This window comes from Novosphingobium sp. KA1 (assembly GCF_017309955.1).
In the GTDB taxonomy this organism is placed as follows: Bacteria; Pseudomonadota; Alphaproteobacteria; order Sphingomonadales; family Sphingomonadaceae; genus Novosphingobium.
On the sequence record NZ_CP021249.1, the window covers coordinates 15,137 to 38,817 of the forward strand.

Annotated in this window: 25 protein-coding genes; 7 read left to right on the forward strand and 18 right to left on the reverse strand. The window is 61.6% G+C overall.

The genetic code is table 11. The annotated features are described in order from the left end of the window. Positions 1-168: 168 nt before the first annotated feature. The 8 genes from CA833_RS25570 to CA833_RS25605 all read right to left on the reverse strand — a co-directional run bounded on the left by CA833_RS25570 (position 169) and on the right by CA833_RS25605 (position 7,444). Complete coding sequence (locus CA833_RS25570; protein WP_010335335.1) at positions 169-1,410, reverse strand: NAD(P)/FAD-dependent oxidoreductase; 1,242 nt, start codon at positions 1,408-1,410, stop codon at positions 169-171. Between the two features lie 120 nt (positions 1,411-1,530). Continuing rightward, entirely contained in the window at positions 1,531-1,839 is a 309-nt protein-coding gene (gene andAb, locus CA833_RS25575) for an anthranilate 1,2-dioxygenase ferredoxin subunit AndAb (RefSeq protein WP_010335334.1), read from the reverse strand. Between the two features lie 13 nt (positions 1,840-1,852). After that, positions 1,853-2,323, reverse strand: coding sequence for an anthranilate 1,2-dioxygenase small subunit AndAd (andAd, locus tag CA833_RS25580; protein ID WP_011607936.1), 471 nt, complete (start codon positions 2,321-2,323; stop codon positions 1,853-1,855). Positions 2,324-2,327: 4 nt separating this feature from the next. Then, complete coding sequence (gene andAc, locus CA833_RS25585) at positions 2,328-3,611, reverse strand: anthranilate 1,2-dioxygenase large subunit AndAc (RefSeq protein ID WP_010335332.1); 1,284 nt, start codon at positions 3,609-3,611, stop codon at positions 2,328-2,330. A 197-nt stretch (positions 3,612-3,808) separates the two neighbouring features. Further along, on the reverse strand, positions 3,809-4,780 hold the full coding sequence (locus CA833_RS25590) for an AraC family transcriptional regulator (protein WP_080572766.1): 972 nt from the start codon (positions 4,778-4,780) through the stop codon (positions 3,809-3,811). A gap of 98 nt (positions 4,781-4,878) precedes the next feature. After that, positions 4,879-6,087, reverse strand: coding sequence for a 3-oxoadipyl-CoA thiolase (gene pcaF / locus CA833_RS25595; RefSeq protein ID WP_011607937.1), 1,209 nt, complete (start codon positions 6,085-6,087; stop codon positions 4,879-4,881). After that, positions 6,087-6,740 carry a 3-oxoacid CoA-transferase subunit B gene (locus CA833_RS25600; protein ID WP_011607938.1) on the reverse strand — a complete coding sequence of 218 codons (654 nt, stop codon included), beginning with the start codon at positions 6,738-6,740 and terminating at the stop codon, positions 6,087-6,089. The genes pcaF and CA833_RS25600 overlap by 1 nt, the downstream gene beginning before the upstream one ends. Positions 6,741-6,757: 17 nt before the next feature. Next, positions 6,758-7,444 carry a 3-oxoacid CoA-transferase subunit A gene (locus tag CA833_RS25605; RefSeq protein ID WP_011607939.1) on the reverse strand — a complete coding sequence of 229 codons (687 nt, stop codon included), beginning with the start codon at positions 7,442-7,444 and terminating at the stop codon, positions 6,758-6,760. Positions 7,445-7,551: 107 nt separating this feature from the next. Between CA833_RS25605 and CA833_RS25610 the strand changes: the two genes are divergently transcribed. Then, positions 7,552-8,325 (forward strand): IclR family transcriptional regulator C-terminal domain-containing protein, encoded by a 774-nt coding sequence (locus CA833_RS25610; RefSeq protein WP_011607940.1) that lies wholly within the window; start codon positions 7,552-7,554, stop codon positions 8,323-8,325. A gap of 3 nt (positions 8,326-8,328) precedes the next feature. On the opposite strand, the gene CA833_RS25615 is transcribed toward CA833_RS25610, so the two are convergent. Continuing rightward, positions 8,329-9,237 carry a LysR family transcriptional regulator gene (locus CA833_RS25615; RefSeq protein ID WP_011607941.1) on the reverse strand — a complete coding sequence of 303 codons (909 nt, stop codon included), beginning with the start codon at positions 9,235-9,237 and terminating at the stop codon, positions 8,329-8,331. 90 nt (positions 9,238-9,327) lie between these two features. On the opposite strand from CA833_RS25615, the gene CA833_RS25620 reads away from it, so the two are divergent. From CA833_RS25620 to pcaD, 4 genes are all read left to right on the forward strand, one after another. Next, on the forward strand, positions 9,328-10,485 hold the full coding sequence (locus tag CA833_RS25620) for a muconate cycloisomerase family protein (RefSeq protein WP_032073060.1): 1,158 nt from the start codon (positions 9,328-9,330) through the stop codon (positions 10,483-10,485). A gap of 1 nt (position 10,486) precedes the next feature. Further along, a complete protein-coding gene (gene catC, locus CA833_RS25625) occupies positions 10,487-10,777 on the forward strand; it encodes a muconolactone Delta-isomerase (protein ID WP_011607943.1) in 291 nt (96 codons plus the stop codon). Positions 10,778-10,802: 25 nt separating this feature from the next. Beyond that, positions 10,803-11,693 carry a dioxygenase gene (locus CA833_RS25630; protein ID WP_011607944.1) on the forward strand — a complete coding sequence of 297 codons (891 nt, stop codon included), beginning with the start codon at positions 10,803-10,805 and terminating at the stop codon, positions 11,691-11,693. A gap of 82 nt (positions 11,694-11,775) precedes the next feature. Continuing rightward, entirely contained in the window at positions 11,776-12,591 is an 816-nt protein-coding gene (gene pcaD, locus CA833_RS25635) for a 3-oxoadipate enol-lactonase (protein ID WP_011607945.1), read from the forward strand. Positions 12,592-13,021: 430 nt separating this feature from the next. Here the strand turns inward: pcaD and CA833_RS25640 are convergent, their stop codons facing one another. From CA833_RS25640 to CA833_RS25650, 3 genes are all read right to left on the reverse strand, one after another. Further along, positions 13,022-13,345 carry a LysR substrate-binding domain-containing protein gene (locus CA833_RS25640; protein WP_084691069.1) on the reverse strand — a complete coding sequence of 108 codons (324 nt, stop codon included), beginning with the start codon at positions 13,343-13,345 and terminating at the stop codon, positions 13,022-13,024. An 80-nt stretch (positions 13,346-13,425) separates the two neighbouring features. Next, positions 13,426-14,777, reverse strand: a protein-coding gene (locus CA833_RS25645) for an IS3-like element ISSsp2 family transposase (RefSeq protein WP_076611857.1) whose coding sequence is annotated in 2 segments (ribosomal slippage) — positions 13,426-14,441 and positions 14,441-14,777 — 1,353 coding nt in all. Because the reading frame shifts where the segments join, the coding sequence is not laid out codon by codon here. A 44-nt stretch (positions 14,778-14,821) separates the two neighbouring features. Then, the gene (locus tag CA833_RS25650) at positions 14,822-15,007 is read right to left on the reverse strand and encodes a toll/interleukin-1 receptor domain-containing protein (protein WP_142639542.1); all 186 of its coding nucleotides are present in this window, start codon (positions 15,005-15,007) and stop codon (positions 14,822-14,824) included. A gap of 212 nt (positions 15,008-15,219) precedes the next feature. On the opposite strand from CA833_RS25650, the gene CA833_RS25655 reads away from it, so the two are divergent. Then, positions 15,220-16,593, forward strand: coding sequence for an IS1182-like element ISShsp2 family transposase (locus tag CA833_RS25655; protein ID WP_011607949.1), 1,374 nt, complete (start codon positions 15,220-15,222; stop codon positions 16,591-16,593). 435 nt (positions 16,594-17,028) lie between these two features. Here CA833_RS25655 and CA833_RS25660 read toward each other — a convergent pair whose 3' ends face one another. From CA833_RS25660 to CA833_RS25685, 6 genes are read right to left on the reverse strand one after another with little or no spacing between them, the layout of a single operon-like run. Further along, on the reverse strand, positions 17,029-19,389 hold the full coding sequence (locus tag CA833_RS25660) for a TonB-dependent receptor (RefSeq protein WP_142639540.1): 2,361 nt from the start codon (positions 19,387-19,389) through the stop codon (positions 17,029-17,031). Then, positions 19,386-19,715, reverse strand: coding sequence for a 2Fe-2S iron-sulfur cluster-binding protein (locus tag CA833_RS25665; RefSeq protein WP_010335600.1), 330 nt, complete (start codon positions 19,713-19,715; stop codon positions 19,386-19,388). The genes CA833_RS25660 and CA833_RS25665 overlap by 4 nt, the downstream gene beginning before the upstream one ends. Positions 19,716-19,755: 40 nt before the next feature. After that, on the reverse strand, positions 19,756-20,580 hold the full coding sequence (locus CA833_RS25670; RefSeq protein WP_010335601.1) for an alpha/beta fold hydrolase: 825 nt from the start codon (positions 20,578-20,580) through the stop codon (positions 19,756-19,758). Positions 20,581-20,622: 42 nt separating this feature from the next. Beyond that, entirely contained in the window at positions 20,623-21,426 is an 804-nt protein-coding gene (locus tag CA833_RS25675) for a subunit of meta cleavage enzyme (RefSeq protein WP_011607951.1), read from the reverse strand. Then, on the reverse strand, positions 21,419-21,700 hold the full coding sequence (locus CA833_RS25680) for a subunit of meta cleavage enzyme (RefSeq protein ID WP_010335604.1): 282 nt from the start codon (positions 21,698-21,700) through the stop codon (positions 21,419-21,421). Before CA833_RS25680 ends, CA833_RS25675 begins: the two co-directional genes overlap by 8 nt. After that, a complete protein-coding gene (locus CA833_RS25685) occupies positions 21,700-22,836 on the reverse strand; it encodes a Rieske 2Fe-2S domain-containing protein (protein ID WP_011607952.1) in 1,137 nt (378 codons plus the stop codon). The genes CA833_RS25680 and CA833_RS25685 overlap by 1 nt, the downstream gene beginning before the upstream one ends. A 117-nt stretch (positions 22,837-22,953) precedes the next feature. Between CA833_RS25685 and CA833_RS25690 the strand changes: the two genes are divergently transcribed. Further along, positions 22,954-23,619, forward strand: a complete 666-nt coding sequence (locus CA833_RS25690) for a GntR family transcriptional regulator (RefSeq protein WP_207081340.1) — start codon at positions 22,954-22,956, stop codon at positions 23,617-23,619. The last annotated feature ends 62 nt before the right edge of the window (positions 23,620-23,681 follow it).

The window sequence follows — 23,681 nt, forward strand, 5'->3', positions numbered from 1 at the left end:
CAATTGGCTGAATGCTGAGATGCCGCCTAATCGTCGGTGAAGACATTAAAGTTGTCAGATCGCGTCCGGAAAGGCGTCGTTACTTGGTCCATCGGTCGTCCCGCAACGCGATGAGCCCGACCGCCGTTGGCAGCCAGGCCCAAGCTATTCTCGAAATGCAGCCCATCTTCAGGCCGGCAGCAGCGCGACTTCGGTAATCCGGATCTTGTCCGACTGCCACTGGTCGAGGTCAGGTGTCTTGTCCTGTTCCAGCGCCTTGCGGACGAGGCGCAGTTCGCGCGGCATGTTGAGCGATACCGCGCCGATCGCCTTGCCGGCGGCGTCGACCGCCAGCCAGCAACATTTGCCGTCGGCCTCGTTGCCGCGCTTGTGCAGCGTGGCGGCGCGCTCGGGCATGCCGATGATTTGGAAGTTGGCGTCATATTGGTCGGACCAGACCCAGGGGATGTCGGCATGCACCGCTTCCGCGCCGATCGCCGCCTTGGCCGCCACGATCGCCTGATTCTGCGCATTGGCCCAGGATTCCATCCGCACATGCCCGCCCATGAAGGCGTTGGGATGGCTGGTGACGTCGCCCGCAGCCGAAATGTGCGGGTCCAGTGTGCGGCCGCATTCGTCGACCAATATCCCATTGTCGACCGCAAGGCCGGCGGCGGCGGCAAGGTCGGTTTCCGGCACGATGCCGATGCCGATGACGACATGGTCGAAATGCAGCGCTTCGCCGGCGACATCGACCTGCACGCCATCGGCGGTGGCCGTCACCTTTTCGACCGCGGCGCCGGTGCGGACGTCGGTGCCATGGTCCTTATGCATCAGCGCGAGATAGGCGGAAATCTCTTCGGGCAGCGAACGGCCGCAAAGGCGCGGCGCGGCTTCCAACACGATGACGTCCAGGCCCATCTGGCGCGCCGTGGCGGCCACCTCCAGCCCGATCCAGCCGCCGCCGATCACGCCGATGCGGCGCGACGATTTCATGGCCGTGCGCAACCCCTGCGCATCGTCCAGGTCGCGCAGCACATGCACGCGCTTCGGCCCTTCGCCTTTTTGCGTGAAGGGCAGGGTGCGCACCCGCGATCCGGTGGTCAGGAACAGATGGTCATAGGTGACCGATCGCCCGTCGGCGCAGCGGACGATCCGCGCATCCCGGTCGATCTCCGTCGCGACGGTGCCGGTCCACACCTCGATCTGGTGGGTGGCGACGCTGTCGGCGGTCAGCAGAGCGGCGGAAGCGATTTCCGTCTTGCCGCTCAATATGTCCTTGGACAGCGGCGGCCGCTCGTAGGGAAGGTGGATTTCTTTCGCGATCAGCAGGATGCGGCCGTCATAACCCTCGGCCCGCAGCGTGCGCGCGATCCATGCCCCCGCCTGGCCACCGCCCACGATCACGAAACATTGGGTTGATAGGGTCATCGCATCCCATCCGATCACTTAGAGCGATTTCGAAGCGATCGGAATCGATCGTTGGTTAAGAAATCGCGGTAAACAAAAGACTTAGAGCAGCGATCTGATGCAATCAGATCGAAAACCGCTCTAAAGTTCCACCTCGATCCGGTCTCCATTCCTGCGCACAGGGAAAGTGCGCACGGCCTCGGTGATCGGCGCCGACTTGGGTTCGCCGGTGGTGATGCAGACCAGCCCCTGATGTAACGGGCATTCGACGCAGCCATCCTCGATGAACCCTTCCGACAGCTTGGCCGCGCCATGCGAGCACAGGTCGTAGAGCGCGAAGAACTCGTCCTCGACACGGAACAGGGCCAGCGGCGTGCCGTTGGCATTGGCGGCAAAGGGTTCGTCCTCCAGCACATCTTCGACGGAGGCGACGTCAATCCAGTTGGTCATTTAATCCTTTTCCTCAGATCGGCAGCGCGAGCAGGGTCTGTACACGTGAAGTGTCGTAAACGCACTGCTTCTTCTTGAAGCGCAGCCGGCCGTCTTCGCGCACCACCACATCATTGTAGCGACCCGTCTGGTAGACGACCGATTCACCCAGCTGACTGGTGTTGATCACCAGATAGCTCGACTGCATTTCGATGCTGCCGTCGGGCTGTTCGGCAAAGGTCAGGCCCGACACGAAATGCCGGTAGATGACCGCCGCATAGATGTTGGCGTGGCGCAGGGAGACGACGCGATCCCGCAGCATCTTCTTGCTGTCGCAATAGATGATCGGCGCGGGCAGGCCCTGGTCGACATTTTCCTTGGGGATGATTTCGTAGAAGCAATCTTCCACGAACATGGTCGGCCAGTCTTCCAGCCGGTCGGTGTCGAGCGTCGAGATATACTCATCCTGCAACGCCATCAGTTCCGCGCGCAATGCGTGTGACATATGTTCAGGCCCCCTGAGCCGAAGATTGGTCGAATTTCATCAGCTTGCGATAACCGCGCCAGAAGGAGCGGATCAGCTTTTCGGTGATCAGCGTGTTGCTCTGATCGGGTTCATGCTTGGCCATTTCGATGACCGACGTCTCCCGGCCGTCGCGAACGGTGCCCTGTTGGACCAGTTCGGTCGCTTCGGTATCTTCCATCGAGATGTAGCCGGCCGGGCCGACCAGATTGGCCTGCTTGATGCGCAGGTTGCGCAGTTCCGGCGTATCGTCGGCATAGCCGAAGAAGTGGAAGATCAGCTCGAAATTGTTCGGACCCTTGGGCAACAGCTGGCGCGCGACCAGCGTGTTGTGGATCTGCTGCACGACCAGCTGCGGAAAGATCGGCTGGATGTGGTTGGTCGCGACGATGTCATATTCCTCGACCAGCGCCAGAATGCTGTCGTCTTCCAGGTGGAAGCCTTCGTCGTAGGAACGGATATTCTGTTCCTTGTAGTCGCCGCCGGCGGTTTCGTCCTGGCCTTCCTTGATCGCCATGATGATGCTGTGCAGCCCATGGCTATCGTCGGTCACGCAGTGAGCCTTCATGCCCACGCGGAAGATGTTGAAGGTGGTGTGGAACAGGTGCAGCAGGCTGGCGTGGTACGGATCCTTCACATTTTCCATGTAAAGTTTCCAGTTGGACTTCGAATATTGACGGGTGCAGCCCAGATATTCCACCGGCTTGTGGAAGACGCGCTTGATGTAGCCGCCCATCGTTTCGCCGATATATTCGTCCAGCGGCTCGACCTCTTCGCTGAAGGTCGCGAAGACCAGACCGCAATAGCTGTCGACGCGCAGCTGGCGCAGATTATGTTCCTTGGGATTGAAATCCTTGGGCATGCCCGCCTGGCCCTTCTGACCGCGGCGGAACGGCACGCCCAGCAGGTTGCCCTTGGTGTCGAAGCTCCACTGGTGGTAGACGCAGTTGTGCGACGTCGCATTGCCGCGCAGCGTGCGGCAGACCATGGCGCCGCGATGCGCGCAGCGGTTGACCCATGCGGCCAGGCCGCCTTCTTCGGTGCGCGTCATCACGACGGGCGTGTCGCCTACGAAGGTGCTCTTGTAGTCACCCGGATGGGGGATTTCCGCTTCCAGGCCCAGGAAGTTCCAGGTCGGGCCGCGATAGATGCGCTCCTGCTCCAGATCGTAGATTTCCTGGGAACTGAAGACAGCATAGGGCACGCGTGAGCCGTCGGCTTCGGCGAAAAACCCGTCAGCCTCGAATGGCGCCGTTTTCTCAGTGATCATGATAGCAGACTCGCATCAGTGAATTTATGATCCCGACGCTACGCCCTGGGCTTTTTCGCCGCTATCCGCCAAGCGCGAGCCTCTGGGGCGCATTATCCAATTATGGCAGATATTTTCGGATAGGCCTGCAAAGGACCTCCGTCAGCCTAGCCGCGAAATATGTCGTCCCTTTCAAAGGCGCGTCGGTCGCGGGATCTTCAGCTGTCGCCGATGCAGGCGAAGGCGTCGCTCATCTGGATCTCGGACGGCAACCGGCCGAATTGCTCCCGGAAATCGCGCGAGAACCGGCCCAGATGCGACACCCCGGACGCCAGCGCCGCATCGGTGACGCTGCTGCATTCGCCCGTTTCCAGCAACATCCGCGCATGGTCCATCCGATATCGCCGCAGCGCCTTCATTGGGCTTTCGTCGCGAAACTTGCGGAAATTGTCCAGCAGCGTTCGCGCCGGCACGCCGGCCGCCGTGGCGATATCTCCCAGGGTGATGGGCAATGCGAAATGTTCCCGCATAAAGGCTTCGGCCTTGCGCACCGCCGCCGGCGCGATGCTGGCGCGGGCCGGCGCGCCGTCCTGCTCGCCCGCCAGCAGCAGGCTCAGCAGCAACCGCTCATAATTGCGGGCGATGCGTTCGTCGCCCTGCACCATGCCGATGGCGCTGTCGTCGCCGATCAGGGAATTGAGGATACTGGCCCAAGGCGAGGACAGGGGCGCCTTCATGTCGATGCGGGTGCGGAAATGCGGCAGGTTGCCTTCATTGGCCGCGGTCAGCGCCCGCTTGTCGACGCGCAGGACCAGCTGTTCGCAATCATGGCTGAACCGCCCGCGCAGGGGGGTGCCCGGCGCGACATAGACGCCCTGCGTGCCGCTTGCGTCCATGGTTTCGCGATGGATGTTGAGTTCCGCCTTGCCGGACAGGCAGAAGATGAACAGATGATAGCCTTCGACCTCGTCCAGATCGATCGCCATTTCGCCGAAGCGAATCGTCCCGATCCCGATGCTGCCGAGCGAGACATAGTTCATCGACCCCTGATGCTTGCCCCGATTGAGGGGCGCCAGCCGATGCGGTTGCAGCACGCGCGAAATCTTCTCGCGCGTTTCATCGACGTCCGAAGACTCAAACAGGCGCCAGCTCTTGCCTGGTGAACCGGCCATCATTTGAAGTTCAGACATGCCTGACGCCTCGGCCCTCGCTGGGTCATAAGGATAAGTCCTCACTGTGGACAATAGCCTATGCCTTTCGATGGGACAAGCGAGGGGCGGGGCGCACGTCAGACCCGCTCGACCGCCAACGCCAGCCCCATGCCGACGCCGATGCACAGCGTCGCCAGTCCGCGCCTGCCGCCGCTCTTTTCCAGCTGATGCACCAGCGTCATCGCCAACCGTGCGCCTGACATGCCCAGCGGATGGCCCAGCGCGATGGCGCCGCCATTGGGGTTCACATGGTCCGCATCGTCGGCCAGGCCCAGCTGCCGCACGACCGCCAGCGACTGGCTGGCAAAGGCTTCGTTCAGTTCGACTGCGTCGAAATCGCCGATCGTCAGGCCCAGATGCGCCATCAGCTTTTGCGTGGCGGGGATGGGGCCGATACCCATCACGCGGGGTTCGACGCCGGCCGACGCCATGCCCAGGATGCGCGCGCGGGGCGTCAGGCCATGGGCCTTGGCCGCCGCCTCGCTGGCGATGATCATCGCCGCCGCGCCATCATTGATGCCCGACGCGTTGCCGGCGGTGACGGTGCCCTCGGGCCCGAACAGCGGCTTCAACTTGCCCAGCCCCTCGATCGTCGTGTCGGCGCGGGGATGCTCGTCGGTGCGGACCTCCACCGTCTCGCCCCGCTTGCGACCGGGCGTGACGACGGTGATGATCTCTTCGTCGAAAAAGCCGTTCTGTTGCGCGGCGACGGCGCGCTGCTGGCTGCGCAGCGCGAAAGCGTCCTGATCCTTGCGGCTGATGCCATGGTCGTGCGCCACATTTTCCGCCGTGCGCGGCATCGTTTCGGTGCCATAGAGCGCGTCGAGCGCCGGGTTGACGAAGCGCCAGCCCATGGTCGTGTCTTCCATCTGCTGGGCGCGGCCATAGGCGCTGCCCGCCTTGCCCACCACGAAGGGCGCGCGGGTCATGTTTTCCACGCCGCCGGCGATAGCGACGCCCATCTCGCCCGTGCGGATCGCGCGCGCGGCGGCGCCCACCGATTCCAGCCCGGACGCGCACAGCCGGTTCAGCGTCACGCCCGCCACCCCATGCGGCAGGCCCGCCAGCAACAGGCTCATCCGCGCGACGTTGCGATTATCCTCGCCCGACTGGTTGGCGCAGCCGTAGAAGACCTCGTCGATCACCGCCGGGTCCAGCCCCGGATTGCGCTCGATCAGCGCCTTCATCGGCAGCGCGCCCAGATCATCCGCCCGGATGCCGGCCAATATGCCGCCATAACGGCCGATCGGCGTGCGGACGGCGTCGCAGATAAAGGCTTCGGCCATCAGTTACGCGCTCCCTCAGCCGCGCGCAGCGGCACGCCGGCCAGCCCCTGCAATTCATCCAGCGACAGGCCGTCCACCATTTCCACCACGCTCGCGCCCGCCGCGCCGACTTCGAACACGGCGAGGTCGGTATAGACGCGCGACACACAGGCGAGGCCCGTCAGCGGGTAAGTGCAGCTTTCGACCAGCTTGCTCTGGCCCTGCTTGGTCAGCAATTCCATCATGACGAAGGTCTGCTTGGCGCCGATCGCCAGGTCCATCGCGCCGCCCACGGCCGGGATCGCGCCCGGTTCACCCGTGTGCCAGTTCGCCAGGTCGCCATTCACCGACACCTGGAAGGCACCCAGCACGCAGATGTCCAGATGGCCGCCGCGCATCATCGCGAAACTGTCGGCATGGTGGAAAAAGCAGCCGCCGGTCAGCAGCGTCACCGCCTGCTTGCCCGCGTTGATCAGTTCCCAATCCTCTTCGCCCTTCGCCGGGGCGGGGCCCATGCCCAGCAGGCCATTTTCGCTCTGAAGGAAGATGTCCTTGTCGGTGGGCAGGTAATTGGCGACCATCGTGGGCAGGCCGATGCCCAGATTGACATAGGCGCCTTCAGGAATGTCCTTCGCCACGCGGGCGGCCATTTGTTCACGGTTCAGACGTTGCATGGGGTGCAGGCTCCTGATCAGGCCGAAGCTGTGGCGTTGGCGGGCGCGATTTCGACCACGCGCTGGACGAAGATGCCCGGTGTCACGACGATTTCCGGGTCGATGCCGCCCAGCGGTACGATCTGCGCCACCTGCGCGATCGTGCACTTCGCCGCCATCGCCATGATCGGGCCGAAATTGCGGGCGGTCTTGCGGTAGGTCAGGTTGCCCCAGCGGTCGCCGCGATGCGCCTTGATCAGCGCGAAATCGGCCTGGATGGGATGTTCCAGCACATATTGCTTGCCGTCGATCTCGCGGGTTTCCTTGCCCTCTGCCAGCAACGTGCCGTATCCGGTCGGCGTGAAGATCGCGCCCAGCCCGGCGCCGGCGGCCTGGATGCGCGCGGCCAGATTGCCCTGCGGCACCAGTTCCAGCTCGATTTCGCCAGCGCGGTAGCGCGCGTCGAAATGGTGCGAATCCGACTGGCGCGGGAAGGAACAGATGATCTTGCGCACGCGCCCGGCCTTGATCAGCGCGGCGACGCCGGTTTCGCCATTGCCGGCATTGTTGTTGATGATGGTCAGGTTGCCGACGCCGCGCGCGATCAGCGCGTCGATCAGTTCGTCGGGCATGCCTGCCGTGCCAAAGCCGCCGATCATTACCGATGCGCCGTCCCGAATGTCGGCCACGGCCGCCGCGGCGGAACTCATGCTCTTGTCAATCACGCTCTTCAACTCCGTGCGGATGCTCCCGCGCGAAACAGAGGTTGCGCGCGCCTGAGTCAACCGATAATCGGCGTCCTGTCCGATAATCGGTTATTTTTGGAGCTGCCGTGGAAGCGCCGCGCGACATCGAAAGGCCGGGTGATCCCGAATATATGGCCTCACTCGCCCGTGGCCTCGCCGTGCTGCAATATGTGGCGCAACGTGAACGGCCGGTGTCCATCGCCGAAGCCAGCCGGGCGCTGGGGTTCAGCCGCGCGGCGGTGCGGCGGTGCCTCTATACCCTGCATCAGCTTGGCTATGTCGGCCATGATCTGCGCGGCTATTCGGTGCGGCGCAAGACGACGGCGCTCGGCCATCCCTACCTCTCGCTGACCGCCTTTGCCGTGCGCGCCCAGCCGCTGCTCGATTCGCTGCGCGATGAACTGGGGGAATCCTGTTCGTTGGGCGTGATGGAGGATGACGCCCTCTGCTATGTGGCGCGGTCCGAAGCGTCCCGCATCATGGCGGTGGGGCTGAAGGTCGGCAGTACCCTGCCACTCTATCCCACCTCCATGGGCCGGGTGCTGTTGGCCGGGCGATCGCATGAAGAGCAGGACGCCTATTTCGCCCGGACGCAGGTGCGCGCGCTGACGCCGCATACCATCGTCGACATTCCCCGGTTGCTGGTGACGATCAGGCGGGCGGCGGCGGACGGTTACGCGCTGGTCGATCAGGAACTGGAACTGGGGCTACGCTCCATCGCGGTTCCGGTGATCGACCGGGGCAGGGTGATGGCGGCGCTGAACGTCGGCATGTCGGCGGCGCGCGTGTCGATGGACGATGTGCAGGCGCGCCTGCTGCCGGCGCTGCGACGTACCGCCGGGCTGCTGCGCCCGGCCTGATCCTCAGGATCGCGCCGTCTCGGCCTCGATCTCCCTGAAGATCGCATGGCCGATATCCCGGATCAGCACCGCGCGGTCGGTCGTATCGGCGTGGCGCTGGCTCAATATGATCGGCGATGTTGGCCGCTCGGCTATCGGCACATAGCATATGTCCGCGCGCTGGATGTTCTGCATCGACGCCGGGACGATGGCGCGGCCCGACTGGGCGGCGACCAGGCCCAGCGCGGTCTGCACTTCGCGCACTTCGATGATCCGGCGGGGGTTGCATCCATGGTCGCGCATGATCGTCAGCAGCTGGTCGGCATAGCTGGGGCGCGGCTGGCTGGGGTAGATGATCAGCGTGCCGGCGGCCAGCGCCTCCAGGCTGACCTCGGTGTCCGGCTGCGCCGGCAAGTCGGTGGGCGAAAGCGCCGCCACCAGCGGTTCCTGGAACAATATCTCGCGGCGGATCGCCGGGTCGTCCACGCGCACGCGGCCAAGGCCGGCGTCGATCCGGCCCGCCTTCAGCGCCGCGACCTGCTGGATCGTCGTCATCTCCACCAGCTCGACGTCCGTGTCCGCCGCATGGGCGCGGAACCGCCGCACCATCTCGGCCAGCGCGCCGTGCATGATGGATCCCACCACGCCCATGACGAAGCGCGGCTGCTGCGCGGACGCATATTGCTGCATGGTCTTGGGGATCTGGTCGATGCTCGCCAATATCTGCGCTGCCTGTTGATGCAGGATGCGGCCCGCCTCGGTCAGGCGCACCGGCCGGCTACCCCGGTCGAACAGCGCCACGCCCAGGTCCTGCTCCAGTTCCTTGATATGCCGGCTCAGCGGCGGCTGCGCGATACCAAGGCGGTCTGCGGCTCGGGTGAAATTCTGCTCGGCCGCGACGGCCATGAACGATCGAAGGTGGCGCAGTTCCATACTATACTACTCCGGTATCATAGGATGCGGACTAAGTCTTTCTGGAATCCCGTTCAACCCGCTATTTCATTCATGGAAAGGTACCCGACAATGGTGACAATTGATCGCGTCGACACGTTCATCGTCGACGTACCCACTATCCGGCCGCACGTGCTGGCAATGGCGACGATGCACAGGCAGACGCTTTGCATCGTGCGCGTCCACTGTTCCGACGGCATCGTCGGCACGGGCGAGGCAACGACGATCGGCGGCTTGGCTTACGGCCCTGAAAGCCCCGAAAGCATAAAGACGAACATCGACGCCTATATCGCCCCGATATTGCAGGCCTGCGATCCCACCCGGCCGGCCATCGCGATGGCGCAAATCGCCAAGCATGTCGTCGGCAATAATTTCGCCAAATGCGCCGTCGAAACCGCGCTGCTCGACGCGCAGGGCAAGCGTGCGGGCCTGCCGGTCAGCGAACTGCTCGGCGGCCGCGTCCGCGATCGCCTGCCCGTCCTCTGGACCCTCGCCAGCGGCGACACCGGCAAGGATATCGAAGAAGCCGAGCAGATGATCGCCAGCGGACGGCACAATGCCTTCAAGCTGAAGATCGGCAAGCGGCCCGTGGCGGACGATGTCGCCCATGTCGGCGCCATCAAGAAAGCGCTTGGCGACCGCGCCAGCGTTCGCGTGGATGTCAACATGGCGTGGGATGAAACCACGGCACGCACCGGCGTTGCGATGCTGGCGGAAGTCGGCTGCGACCTGGTTGAACAGCCGCTTATCCGGCATAATCTCGCCGGCATGGCACGCCTGGCCGCGCGGTCGGCGATTCCGATCATGGCCGATGAAGGGCTGCAAGGCCCTACGACCGCTTATGATCATGCCAACCAGGCAGCCGCCGATGTCTTTGCCGTGAAGATCGAGCAGTCGGGCGGTCTTTTCGCCGCAAAGCAGGTGCAGGCGATCGCCGACGCGGCCGGGATCGCGCTCTATGGCGGCACCATGCTGGAAGCGGGCATCGGCACGATCGCGTCTGCCCATGTCTTCGCAACCTTCCCGCAACTGTCCTTTGGCACGGAGCTTTTCGGCCCCTTGCTGCTGACGGAGGAAATTCTGCAAGAGCCGTTGGATTATTCGGACTTCTCGCTGGCCGTGCCCAAGGGGCCGGGCCTTGGCGTGGAGCTGGACGATGATCGCTTGTCGTTCCTGCGGCGCGACGCGTCCCGCGCCACCATATCGATTCCTACAGCAAAGGCTGGTTGAAATGCTTTTCAAGGTTGAAATGGATGTCAATATTCCGCTGGATTACGATCCGGCGCGGCTTGACGAACTGAAGGCGGCTGAAAAGGCGCTTTCTCAGGAGCTTCAGCGTGCCGGTAAGTGGCGGCACATCTGGCGCGTTGCCGGGCAATATGCCAATGTCAGTATCTTCGATGTCGAAAGCAATGCAGAACTTCACGATCTGCTGATGATTTTGCCTCTGTTTCCGTTCATGGATATCCGCGTGGCGCCGCTGTGCCGACATCCTTCGTCGATTCATGAAGACGATCGCTAAGAATCATATTCCCAGGAGAGATCAGATGAATACTGATTTTGTGAAGACTCAACCCGTCCAAACTCTTCTCGACCGCGCCAGCGGCGTCGATGTGGAGGGCGGCGACCGTCGGCTCAAGGCCATTACCCGCGACCTCGTCGAAGCGGTGATGACGGTCATCGTCAAGCATGACATCAACGAAAGCGAATTCTGGAAAGCGATAGACTTTTTCCAGAAGGGCGCCGGTGAATTCGGCCTGATCGTGCCGGGCGTTGGCCTGGAACATTTCCTTGACCTCTACATGGATGCCAAGGACGCGGAAGCCGGGCTGTCGGGCGGCACGCCGCGCACCATTGAAGGGCCGCTCTATGTCGCGGGCGCGCCGCTGGTCGAAGGTGACGTCAACCTTTCCGACGACGCGGACGATACCGGCACGCTGTACATGTCCGGCACCGTCACCGGCCCGAATGGTGAGCCCGTCACCGATGCCATTCTGCATGTCTGGCACGCCAATTCGATGGGTTGGTATTCGCATTTCGACCCCACGCGCGAGCAGACGCCGTTCAATAACCGCCGCCGGATCAAGCTCGGCAAGGACGGGCGCTATTCCTTCCATTCGAAGATGCCCAATGGCTACAGCGTGCCCCCCGGCGGCGCGACCGATCAGCTGATGAAAGCCGTCGGCCGTCACGGCAACCGTCCTGCCCACGTGCATTTCTTCGTAGAAGCGCCGGGCTATCGCACGCTGACGACGCAGATCAATTTCGGTGACGATCCGTTCGCAGCCGACGACTTTGCGTTCGGCACCCGCGAAGGTCTGCTGCCAGTCCCGAACCGTCAGGGCGACACCGTCCATATCGCGTTCGACTTCCAGTTGCAGAAGTCTGCTGAGGCAACGGATGAAAGCTTCTCCGCTCGCAGCCGCTTGGCCGTCTGACAAGCGACCTTAACAAAAGCCGCCCTTCCCCATCTGTGGGGAGGGGCGGTTAAGCACGAACGGAATTGATAGGGCGAAGGCGATGGAAAAGCAGTTCATTATTACGGGAGACGGCTGCCGCATCGCCTATCGGTTCGATGGTAAAGAAGGTGCCCCGATCCTGCTGCTGTCCAACTCCCTGGGCACTGACATGCAGATGTGGGAACCGCAGCTTGCCGCCTGGAGCGCCCATTTCAGAATGCTGCGCTATGATCAGCGCGGCCACGGCGCGTCGGATGCGCCCGTCGGCGGCTATTCGCTCGATCGGCTGGGTCGAGACGTCATCGAACTTCTCGACCAGCTGGAGATAGAAACGATTGATTTTTGCGGCCTTTCGCTTGGCGGCATGACCGGCCAATGGCTGGGCATCCGCGAAGGACATCGGGTCCGCCGGCTGGTTCTGGCCAACACCTCAAGTTTCATGGGGCCGCCTTCGGCATGGGACGCCCGGATCGCCCTGGTGCGCGAAAGCGGCATGGCGCCCCTCACCTCGGCGTCGCTTGAGCGATGGTTCACCGCCGACTTCGTGGCAAGCTCACCCGACGCCATCGCGCCGATAGTCGCGATGCTCCAATCGACCGATAGCCAGGGCTATGCTGGCTGTTGCGCCGCCATACGGGACATGGACATGCGTTCCACTATCGCGCTGATCCGGAATGAAACCCTCATCATTGGTGGTAGCCAAGATCCAGCCACGCCGCCACCGCATAGCGAAGCATTGGCCGCCACGATCCCCCGCTGCCGGCTCGCCATGCTGAACACAGCGCATCTCGCCAATGTGGAGCGCCCCGCCGAATTCGGTACGCAGGTGTCGGACTTTCTGCGGGCTGAAACTGTCGTCGGCATCGATTCATTGTAGGTGGGCGGCAAAGCAGATCCAGGCGAATGCGCCGCATCACCGGCAGCGGAACACCTATGCCCCTGCCCGCCAGGATCAGCCCGCGCGCCCCAGGCTATCCGATGCCGGATGCTCCCGCGAAGATCAATGGACGCCGGCTCGACGGCGCCAACTCAAACGTCACGCCATCAGCAGGGTCTGCATTGCGCTATCCCGAAGGTTCCACGCAACCCTGCTGTCCTCAAAAGGATGTCATTTCTATCGGGGACAGAAAGTGTATATTCTAACCGGCAGGAACATTGGGGTGCAATCCGGCACTTCATTAACTCCCCTATGCTTAGTTCAAAGTAAAGCTGGGCATGTGACACTGAGTTCGTTAAGTTGATCACAGGTCACATGCGGCAGTGATTAATCGCAGTTAGCAAGGCGCCCATCCCCAAGCATCTTGCTGTCACTTTCGGCTATTCATCGCAGGACCGAGTTCCTGAACAAGGCAATCGACTACCTGCTGAACCTTCGGCAAAAGATGTCGGCGCTGTGGATAAACAGCCCAGATCGGTTCGTCATCGGGCTGAGCATATTCCAGCAACAGCTCTACCATACCGTGCTGTAGAAAAGGCATGACGTAGAAATCGGGAAGCTGACAGTCACCGAGACCTGAAACGCAGGCCTCCATGACCGCATGCCCGCTATTGCACCCGAAACGTCCCTTCGGGCGATGGGTGATTTTCTGATCGTGAACCTTAAAATGCCAGGCGCCCGCTGTACCTGCGATGCATTCTGTCCGTCGTCAGAACATTCGGCACGGATTGCGGCGTAAATTAGCGGAGTGCGGGCCTCGTCTGGGGGTTGATGTTACGCGGCGAGCTTGCGGTGTTGCAAGCGCCGATGCTCGATGGTCTGCCGCTTGATCCTTTCACGCTGTTTGATGATGGCTGCGGCCCTGCCGAAGTAGGCGTCGGCGGGCGTCACGTTGTTCAGGCTCTCGTGGTAGCGCTGGTGATTATAGTGCTCGACAAAGGCCTCGATCTGAGCCTCGAGATCACCTGGCAGGAAGTAGTTCTCCAGCAGGATGCGGTTTTTCAGGGTCTGGTGCCAGCGCTCGATCTTGCCCTGCGTTTGTGGGTGCAGCGGAGCACCGCGCACATGGCTCATGTTCTGGGCCTCGATATATTCAGCCAGTTCGCTCGCGATGTAGCTGGGGCCATTATCGCTGAGCAGCCTGGGCTTGTGCAGCACGGTGGCGCTGTCGCAGCCCGAGGCCTTGAGCGCGAGGTCGAGCGTGTCGGTGACGTCCTCGGCGCGCATATTGGTGCACAGTTTCCAGGCGATGATATAGCGCGAGAAGTCGTCGAGCACGGTCGACAGATACATCCAGCCCCAGCCGATGATCTTGAAGTAGGTAAAATCAGTCTGCCACATCTCGTTCGGCCGGGTGGTTTTGGTGTGGAACTGATCGGCGGCCTTGATCACGACATAAGCCGGGCTGGTGATCAGGTCGTGGGCCTTCAAAAGGCGGTAAACCGTGGCTTCGGACACGAAGTAGCGCTGCTCGTCGGTGAAGCGCACGGCCAGCTCCCGAGGGCTCAGCTCGGACTGTTCCAGCGCCAGCTCGATGATCTGGTCGTGGATGCCCGCCGGGATGCGGTTCCACACCCGGCTCGGCGCCGATGGCCGATCTTCCAACGCCTCCGGTCCGCCTCCGAGGTAGCGGTCATACCAGCGATAAAACGTCCGGCGGGGGATGCCGAGCTGGTCCAGCGTGCGCTTGGCCGGCAGGTGCGACTGTTCGACGATCCTGATGATCTCGAGCTTCTCCGATCCGGGATACCTCATTCGTCGTCGCCCCCATCCGCGATCATGCTTTTTTTGAGCAGCCGGTTCTCAAGCGTCAGATCGGCGACGCATTCCTTCAGGGCACTGGACTCGCGGCGCAGATCCTTCACCTCGTCGGTGGTCGCGGCACGCGCGGTGTCGCCGGCCAGGCGGCGCTTGCCAGCTTCCATGAACTCTTTCGACCATGTGTAATACAGGCTCTGCGCGATGCCTTCCTTGCGGCAAAGCTCGGCAATGCTGTCCTCGCCGCGCAGGCCATCGAGCACGATCCGGATCTTGTCTTCCGCCGAGAAGTGCCGCCGGGCCGCCCGCCGGATGTCCTTCACCACCTGCTCCGCAGGCTTTTTGGCGCTTGAGGGTTTGGGTCTCATCTTCGTTCCTTCGTCACTACGACGAGACCCAAACCCTCCTTAAATCACAACCTCAAATCTGCGCCATTGGTGCTGACGGCGGACAGGTCGGAGCCCAGGCGCATGTCCCATTGATCGAGTAGAACGTCGACACCGTTCGCAACGAGCCGGGTGGCAAGCATCAGCACCCAATCTTTGTGTGCTTGGTCATCGTGGGAGTAAGAGATGAATAGTCGAGGAGCTTCTTGCATCTCGCGAACAGGCCCGATCAGGGCGGCGAGGTCAACACATCAGCATAGCGCGCGCGGGCGCTTCGCTAACCAGTGGCAGGTCATGCACCGGAAGCCGGCATAGAGGGGAGCTGCAATGAACGGCAGATTTGTCCCGATGCCGTTGAAAAAGTCGGTCTTGCAGTCGGGGTGACGGTCTGATTCAGCATCAGCATGCTGAAGGACGCCAAGCGATGATGGGCGAGCGCCGAGTGGCGCAGGAGGCCTTGTTCTACGAATTCAGTCTGGATCGACACGTTCCGGCAGATCATCTGCTACGGGCAATCGACCGGTTCGTGGACCTGTCGGGGATGCGCGAGCACCTGCGCGGCTTTTACAGCGCGATTGGTCGCCCTTCGATCGACCCTGAGCTGATGCTGCGGATGCTGATCGTGGGGTACTGCTTCGGCATCAGGTCGGAGCGCCGCCTGTGCGAAGAGGTGCACCTCAACCTAGCTTACCGCTGGTTCTGCCGCCTGGGTCTCGACGGCGACGTGCCGGATCACTCGACCTTCTCGAAGAACCGGCATGGGCGCTTCCGTGAGAGTGATCTGTTCCGCCAGTTGTTTGAAGCCACCGTGCGGCGCTGCATTGAGGAAGGACTGGTCGGCGGCGACGGCTTCGCTGTCGATGCCAGCCTGATCCGCGCCGAGGCCAACCGGCAGACCTATGTCGAGGGAACGCAGGGGCTTGGCGCTGTTCGGGCAGGGCGTGCCGTCGAGGAGTATCTCGCCGTACTCGACGATGCCGTTTTCGGCGGCGCAACGCCGGTTGATCCCAAACGCGTTTCGCCTGTCGATCCTGCGGCCCGCTATACCCAGGCGCACGGCAACCGCGCCGACTTCTGCTACGCCACCAACTACCTGATCGACGTCGACAATGCGGTGATCGTTGATGTCGAGGCGAGCACGGCGGTGCGCCAGGCCGAGGTGACCGCCGCCAAACGGATGATCGAGCGGGCAGCCGATTGCCATGGTCTATGGCCCCGCAAGCTGATCGGCGACACCGGCTATGGCTCTGCGGGCATGCTCGCCTGGCTCGTCCACGAGCGTGGCATCGAGCCGCATGTGCCCGTCTTCGACAAGTCCGCCAGGAGCGATGGCGCTTTCGAGCGCAGCGACTTCACCTTCGATCACAAGGATGACAGCTATATCTGCCCGGCCGGCAAGCGTCTGCGACCGCGTAACCGCAATTTCACCTCGCCGCGACCGGAGGCCGACCAGGACGGCTTCATCCGCTACCGAGCGCGGCAGCAGGACTGCAGCAACTGCGCGCTCAAGCCACAATGCACACCCATCCTGCCGGCTCGCAAGGTGACCCGCTCCATCCACGAGGGCGCTCGCGATCTCGCTCGGGCCCTGTCGCAGGAAGATGAATGGATCGCCTCACGCCGCGAGCGCAAGAAGGTCGAGATGCTGTTTGCCCACCTGAAGCGCATCATGCGGCTCGACCGGCTGCGATTACGCGGACCCAATGGTGCCCAGGATGAGTTCCACCTCGCCGCTGCCGCCCAGAACCTGCGCAAGCTCGCCAAGATCAGCATCGCCAGGCAGATGGCGATGACATGAGGTCAGGCGACTCTGCTCAGCCGTTTCGATCCGTACCCTCCGCTTCGCCGAGAAGGCGACTTTTTCAACGGTATCTCCCCATTTTTGCCATTCGCGCTACTCAACCAGCGCCTGAATGTATGGCAAGTTTCGACGGGCGCAATTCAGGCTGTGAACGTCCGGTTTGGCGGCGGATGGCGCCGCCAGGCATCGGTTATCGAAGCTAAAGAGCCGGCAGTGATCAGGAAGCCGCACCTCCGCGATGTACCGAGTGGAAGTCTATCGGGCAGGTCACCAGGCTGACGACCAAAAGCCTTAGAAGCAAATGCTTCGGTCGCGGCTTGGGGCGGAAGGCGGCGGCGAGCATGACCAGCGAGCATAGGAGCCAGAAGATCGCGGTGAGCGGCACGGCGTTGCCGGCTTGCTCTCGGTGTCACCGTCCGATCACCTGAAGCCCTAGAACGAATACCCAAGCTTCAAGTACCATTCGCGCGGCCGCGAATAGACCCCATACGTCGATCCGATGAAATTGAGGTCCGAGTATCCCGAGATAATGTAGCGCTTGTCGGTCAGGTTGGTGATTCCACCCGTCACCGACCAGCCTTGGGCAGCATCGAACGTCGCCGACATGTTGAAGACGCTGTAGCCGTCCTGTTTCAGCGAAGGTGTGTTGATCGCGTCCTTGTACGTCGCACTTCGATACGACCAGTCGCCCTGCAGCACCACGCGCCCTGCCTCACCATCGTAAGGCTCAACTGTAATCCCAGCATTTGCTGTCCATTTTGGCGTATTGGCCAGCGCACTGTCCACCGTCACCGGCGCCGCGCGGGCATCCACTTCGCGGTACTCGGCGTCAAGATAACTGACCGCTCCGGTCAGCCGGAAAGCGTCCGTCACAACCAGTTGGGCTTCCGATTCAAAGCCACGGATTCGCGCTTTTCCGGCGTTGCGCACCTTCGGTGCAAACCCGTCATTCACAATGATCTGCAGGTCGCTGTACTTCGTGTCGAATAGGGCGCTGTTCAACCGCAGGTGGCGGTTGAACAGCTCAACCTTCACGCCGATTTCGAGCACACGCGCAAATTCTGGCTCGAACGCAGGTGCTTCCGGCTCGGGCGGGAACACGCGCTGCGTAAAGCCGCCGCTTTTGAAGCCACGCGAGAAGGTGAAATACCCAAGCATGTCGGGCGTAAACTTGTAGTCGAGCGTCACTGACGGCGTGAACTCGTTCGCCGACGTCGTACGCTGCACTGCAGGCATGACGATATCCCCCACCCGCAGCGGCTGTGGTGAACCGGCGGCCATGCTGGTCACCGGGTTCGTCAGGAAGAACGGCGTCGGGAAGCCCGGTGGCAGCGGCGCCTGCGCAGCCGGATGTACGCGCAGCACCTCTTGGTCGGGCGAAAACCGCTTGTCCTCACTTGTATAGCGGCCGCCAAGCGTCAGATTGAGATTGTCAGTCGCATGAAAGATGAACTGAGCAAAGGCCGCATAACTGTCGTTCTTGACGCTACCGCCGCTCCGGAAATCGGTCGGCGCAGTGAACAGCGAGTTGATATCGGTGCCGCCTTCGTGGTGGTAATATAGGCCAAGCGTATAGTTCAGTTTTTCGCCGAACCCGTCGCCCTGAAGCTGGAATTCTTGGCTAAACTGATTTTGCGTGTAGTCGTTTTCGGTCCGCTGTATGGCAAGCGGCGACTGGTCGATATCGACCGCAAACGCACTATCGAGCTCACGGTAGGCGGTGATCGACTTGATGGTCACCGGTCCCGCATCCCACGAAGCATTCAGCGATACGCCCCACACGTCCGACACCGAACGGTTTGGGCCGCTTTCGTTGGTTTTATCCTTGTCGCCAGTAAGCCACTGCGCGTTGTAGCAGCTAGGATTGGAGGTTGGTGATGGCGGCAGACAGCCCGGCGCATTCAGGAAAACGTTGTGAAACAGAGGGAAAATGGCGTTCTCATTGACATCGAGAAGCGTTGTTGCAACAGCGCGCTCACGCGTACGCGTATAATCGGCGGACAAGAGAAGGTTGAAATCGGGCGTTGCATCCCACTCGGCGACGAAACGGCCTGAGTAGCTGTTCTGGTTGCCCTTCTTCTGTCCATCGACAAGTCGCTCGACATAACCGTCGCGCGTCAGCGCAAGGCCGCTGACGTAGAAACGGAAATCTTCGGATACCGGCACGTTGATCCGTGCGCCGACGTCAATCCGGTTGTACGAGCCGGTCGTGGCCTCAATGTTACCGCCAAGCTGTTCGTCCGGGCGCCGTGACGTGACGATAACAGCGCCGCCAATGGTGTTCTTGCCAAACAGTGTGCCCTGCGGACCGCGCAACACCTGAATGCTCTCGACGTCGCGCGTCTCGAGCAGCGCGCCAACCGAGCGGCTGATGTAGACGCCATCGAGGTAGATGCCGACACCAGGATCTACCGTCATATTGAAGTCGGTCTGCCCGATACCGCGCAGAAACACAGTGACCGAGTTGCTCGATCCCGAAGCTGCCGCTGCGGAATCGAAGCTGAGGCTCGGCGTGAACTTGCCGATGTCCGACACATTGTTGATCGCGCGCTCGCGAATGGCGTTCTCACCAAACGCTGAGATGGCGACGGGCGAATCCTGAAGATTTTCGCTGACGCGCCGCGCCGTAACGGTGATAATCTCCAGCTCGGACGCATCGACTTCAACACCGTCCGTTTGCTGCGCGAACGCTGGAGCCGATGCGCTGGCCAATACCGCAAGCGCGGAGCCCATAAGAAGCTTGCACATGATCTCTCTCCCCTCGACAATTTTGGTGTTCTTCTTGTGTTTCATGACTGTGCCTTCGGCAGTTCCAGGGTCAGGCCGTCGAGCAGGTCGGTAAGGCGGATCTGGCAGGACAGCCGCGAATGCGGCGCACGTTCCGCTACGCAATCGAGCATTTCGTCTTCGGTCTCACTCGGCGGTTTCAGCGCATCTAGCCACTCGGGGCCAACGTAAACGTGGCACGTGGCGCAGGCACAGGCGCCCCCGCAAACGGCTTCGATACCGTCCACGCCGTTCAGAACGGCCGCTTCCATGAGCGATACTCCCGCTTCGGTTTCGACCAGATGCTCGAAGCCGCCGGCTGCGCGGAAGATCACGCGGACCTTTGCGGTCATTGCGTCACCTCCTTCGCCGGAACGCCGACGTTTCCGCCAATCACTGCGCAGCCTCGATGAATGCGGCCGTCGTGCGCGCGAAATCGACCGGATGTTCGATCATCGCCCAGTGCCCGCAGTCGGGCATGATGTAGCCCCAGCTCGGACCAATTAGCTCAAGGAACTTGTATGCGTTGGCGAGCGGAACAACCTTGTCGAGCTTGCCGTTTACGATGAGAGTCGGCGCGGTGATGCGCCGGATATAATCGTCTTCGTAGTAGAGGCCGCCCTGGTCGCGGATCCACTGCATCGTGGCGCTGTAAGCGCGGCGCGTTTCCGGATCTACCGACAGTGCATACCTGTAGTCGATCATCGCATCGTCGATCTGGAAATTGTCGGTCGTTAGTGCACGGACGAGACGGATCATGCCTTCGCGCGTGAAATCATATCCAAGCACGGGTTCGAGCGCAGGATCGATTTTCGACACCAGACCGGCGCTGCCCATCAGGACGAGTTTGCGAACGAGTCCCGGCCGTTCGACCGCGACGCCGAGCGCCGATGCGCCACCCATCGAATTGCCGACAAGCGCGACATTTGAAAGCCCGAGCGCATCGAGAAAGCCTGCAAGGTGATCGGTTCGCGCCGCTTGTGAAAAAACGAATGGATCGGCGGGTTTCGCAGTGCGTCCAAATCCAAGCATGTCGACCGCAATCACGCGATAGCGATCCGCCAGGACCGGCATAACGCCGCGCCAGTTGCCCATACTGTCGGCACCAGCGCCGCCGCCATGAACCAGCACCACGACATCGCCGCTGCCTTGCTCGTGGTAATACGTCTCCATGCCGCGAACGGTCACCGACCGTCCGGCTGTTGCAGCCAAAACCATGTTCTTGTCTCCCTTGAGGCGCGCGAACCCGCCGCCAAACGCCTAAACGATTGCTATTCCGCCCATCCCCGTCATCCATTGAGGCATCGGTTCGTAATAGATTTTCTCAGCCCTCCGGCCCGGCAAGGTGGCCGCTGCCATCACCCAGTTGACGATTTCCAGACCGCCGTTACCCGCGTTTTTGAGCAACGTTTCAGTATCGATAGCCCTGAGCCAGCGCATATCGCCCGATTGGAACGCGGCGATAACGCGGCGGTCGAACTCCGCGTTGACTTCACCATGTCCCGGGATGTTGATCCAATGGCTGAGACCGCCTGTTGCAACCACGACAACGCGCAGATGCGAAGGCAGGTCGAGCCCGACTGCTTCGGCGACGATATCACCAAGCTGTGCCGCGCGCGCTGCAGTCGGCGGCGGCGTCATGTTGGCGTTGACGTAGATTGGGACGACCGGAATCCTGCCATCGGGGTCGATGAACATTAACGGCACCATCACGCCATGATCCGGGCGAAGCTCTTCGCCCTGCGCGAGGTCGAAGCGATCGGCCGCTCGCGCGCACAGCGATTCCGCGAAGGCCCGGTTTCCGGCAAAAGGCCGCTGCTCAATGTCCATATCGCCCAGCGGAGTGAACGTATCCGAAACACCAACCGTGAAGGGCGGCTGAAGACGCGTCGTGATGTTGAAAAGATGGTCCGAGCCGATGACGATCAGCAGGTCTGGCCGCAAGAGGCGAACACGCCTGCCGATCTCGTTCATGCCCTCGACGACACGAAGCGCCTGGGCATCTCCATCGGGCGAACCGAATAGAACATGCGAGGTGGCGAATACTCCAACGATTTCAGCCATTGCGATCGACCATTTTCCGGTACGCCTTAACGCTGACGAAGTCTGGCGCCATCGGATTTGTCAGCATGAAATGATGCATCTGCAAAACCGGATGAAGACCGACTGCGGTGAGAGCGCCAAATCCGCCCTCGTCAAGCGCTGCGCGTTGTGCGCTCGAAAGACCATAGCGCTCGTATAGCGCCTCTCTGTCCGCCCTGAACAATTCGACATTGCCGGGGTTTGTAAAGAGCTCCTGCATCAGCCGGTTTACTGGATAGGAGGCGGTCGTGCCCATCAACGTGCTTCCTGAATGCCGCGATTGTGCTGACTGGCAAGCCCCCGCCACTCGATGATTGCGCGGTCCGGCTCGAACAGGATTTCTTCGGACCAACCGCGATCATCAGCGTAGAACGGCTCCATCGATTCACGTGCCATGATGTCGTCATCATTGAAGCCGTTAAGCGCGAGGCCTACCCATTTTTCGTGGAATTCTCGCTCGAAGGAGTCTGCCGCTTCCTTTGACGTCACGACTTTGCCCAGCGTCTGGAAGTAGAGGTGGCTGGTCTCATCGACCGGCACGTACCATTCGAACTGCGTGAGCTCGGGATCCGGCCACGGTTCGACCTTGAGTACGCCCGGCAGCCAGATCGATATGCTGATGGCGACGCGCTTGCTGCCAATGTTGCCATGGATTGCAGGTTTGCCTTCGATCATGCCTTCGAAAACCGGCACCGAATGCTCGCCAAGCAGATCGTAAACACCTTTGGGCTTGCCCGCAGCAACCTCGGAACGCGTAAGCTGGTCGGGATCGCCAGGCGCAAAGCCAAGCGGCAGAATGATATCGTTGCCCTTCACCAGGATCGAATTCTTGTGAATGAAGACGTGCCCCGCATCAAAGCCGTTTTCCGCACCCAAGCGCCAGTTCGAGGCCACGAGCCGATGTTGGCCGTGAATGGCGCGGTTTTCATCAAGGAAGCCGGGCGGCACATCTTCGATAAGCGGCGTTGGTTCGCCGTCGCCTACGTAAACGAAGATAAGACCTTTGGCCTCTTCAACCGGGAACGTCTTCAAAGCGCGCCGGCCGATCTGCACACTGCCGGGGTTTGTGAGGATATCGACGAGGCGGCCATCGTCCCAGCGATATGTCCAGCCGTGATACCAGCAGGATATGGTGTTCTTGGAATAGCACTCGACCCGGTCGGAAAGCGTTACACCGCGATGCAGGCACCTGTCCTGGATCGCATAGACCTTGCCGCCCACGCGATTGAGCAGAATCTTCTCTCCCAGGAGCTTGACGGGAACGGGAGTACCTTCGGCGATTTCGCTCGCGAGGCGAACGGGATACCAATGGTTTCGGAACCCGAGTTTCGCACGGATATAAGGCTCCCAAACCTTGGTTCTGCGCTCGGCGATTGATGGTTGGTTAGCCACGTCCTATAAAATCCCAACGTTATTGTTGACGAGATTGCTAACAATCTTCAAAACAATCGTCAACCCACTTTTATTTGTGGGTGGCTAGGAGAAAATTGGCGCATGATTTCAACGACCATGACTTCGCTCGACAAGGAAGAATCGCCGGCACACCGGGCTGCAGCTTTCATCCGCGGTGCGATTCTCGAAGCACGATTCGCGCCCGGCCAGCGCCTTGTGGAAAGCGAGCTCAGCAGCCTCACGGGCCTTGGCCGAGGGCCTGTACGCGAAGCGCTGCGCTTGCTGGCCGCTGAAGGTCTGGTTGCGATCGAGCGCAACAAAGGTGCTGTCGTGGCGCGAGCCTCGAAGGCGATGATGGTCGAGGTTTTCGAAGTTCGCGAACTTCTGGAAGGTCTTGCGGCGCGCCGCGCGGCGCTGCGTGCGGCCACCTCGCCTCACCTCGAATCAATAGAGCGCGCGCTTGACGAGGAATCGCTGCGGAATGTCGACGACAGCGGCCTTATCCTGATGGAGGCAAACGAGCATCTGCACCAACTTGTCGTCGACGCGGCGGAAAGCCCCGTCATCGAGCGCGTACTGGTACAAATGCAGCTTCCCGAGCTGAGCTCGATATTCTTCAGGCTAATGTCGCCGACCATATGGCGCCACTCGCGCGAAGATCACATCGGCATCCTCAACACCATTCTGAAAGGTGACGGTGAGGCCGCCGAACAGCGAATGCGAGCGCATGTCCGTCGCACCGCCGCGCTTTTTGCTGACCTTCCGGATGAGCTCCTGCGATGACCGCGCACGGGATTGCAAGTGACCGCCACGCTCTCACCTGCTAGGTTCCGTCTGCACAGCCG

Excerpts from the sequence above, each read along its gene's own strand:
- CA833_RS25570 (WP_010335335.1), bottom strand. The coding sequence starts at position 1,410 with ATGACCCTATCAACCCAATGTTTCGTGATCGTGGGCGGTGGCCAGGCG.
- andAb (WP_010335334.1), bottom strand. The coding sequence starts at position 1,839 with ATGACCAACTGGATTGACGTCGCCTCCGTCGAAGATGTGCTGGAGGAC.
- andAd (WP_011607936.1), bottom strand. The coding sequence starts at position 2,323 with ATGTCACACGCATTGCGCGCGGAACTGATGGCGTTGCAGGATGAGTAT.
- andAc (WP_010335332.1), bottom strand. The coding sequence starts at position 3,611 with ATGATCACTGAGAAAACGGCGCCATTCGAGGCTGACGGGTTTTTCGCC.
- CA833_RS25590 (WP_080572766.1), bottom strand. The coding sequence starts at position 4,780 with ATGTCTGAACTTCAAATGATGGCCGGTTCACCAGGCAAGAGCTGGCGC.
- pcaF (WP_011607937.1), bottom strand. The coding sequence starts at position 6,087 with ATGGCCGAAGCCTTTATCTGCGACGCCGTCCGCACGCCGATCGGCCGT.
- CA833_RS25600 (WP_011607938.1), bottom strand. The coding sequence starts at position 6,740 with ATGCAACGTCTGAACCGTGAACAAATGGCCGCCCGCGTGGCGAAGGAC.
- CA833_RS25615 (WP_011607941.1), bottom strand. The coding sequence starts at position 9,237 with ATGGAACTGCGCCACCTTCGATCGTTCATGGCCGTCGCGGCCGAGCAG.
- CA833_RS25620 (WP_032073060.1), top strand. The coding sequence starts at position 9,328 with ATGGTGACAATTGATCGCGTCGACACGTTCATCGTCGACGTACCCACT.
- catC (WP_011607943.1), top strand. The coding sequence starts at position 10,487 with ATGCTTTTCAAGGTTGAAATGGATGTCAATATTCCGCTGGATTACGAT.
- CA833_RS25630 (WP_011607944.1), top strand. The coding sequence starts at position 10,803 with ATGAATACTGATTTTGTGAAGACTCAACCCGTCCAAACTCTTCTCGAC.
- pcaD (WP_011607945.1), top strand. The coding sequence starts at position 11,776 with ATGGAAAAGCAGTTCATTATTACGGGAGACGGCTGCCGCATCGCCTAT.
- CA833_RS25650 (WP_142639542.1), bottom strand. The coding sequence starts at position 15,007 with ATGCAAGAAGCTCCTCGACTATTCATCTCTTACTCCCACGATGACCAA.
- CA833_RS25655 (WP_011607949.1), top strand. The coding sequence starts at position 15,220 with ATGATGGGCGAGCGCCGAGTGGCGCAGGAGGCCTTGTTCTACGAATTC.
- CA833_RS25660 (WP_142639540.1), bottom strand. The coding sequence starts at position 19,389 with ATGAAACACAAGAAGAACACCAAAATTGTCGAGGGGAGAGAGATCATG.
- CA833_RS25665 (WP_010335600.1), bottom strand. The coding sequence starts at position 19,715 with ATGACCGCAAAGGTCCGCGTGATCTTCCGCGCAGCCGGCGGCTTCGAG.
- CA833_RS25670 (WP_010335601.1), bottom strand. The coding sequence starts at position 20,580 with ATGGTTTTGGCTGCAACAGCCGGACGGTCGGTGACCGTTCGCGGCATG.
- CA833_RS25675 (WP_011607951.1), bottom strand. The coding sequence starts at position 21,426 with ATGGCTGAAATCGTTGGAGTATTCGCCACCTCGCATGTTCTATTCGGT.
- CA833_RS25680 (WP_010335604.1), bottom strand. The coding sequence starts at position 21,700 with ATGGGCACGACCGCCTCCTATCCAGTAAACCGGCTGATGCAGGAGCTC.
- CA833_RS25690 (WP_207081340.1), top strand. The coding sequence starts at position 22,954 with ATGACTTCGCTCGACAAGGAAGAATCGCCGGCACACCGGGCTGCAGCT.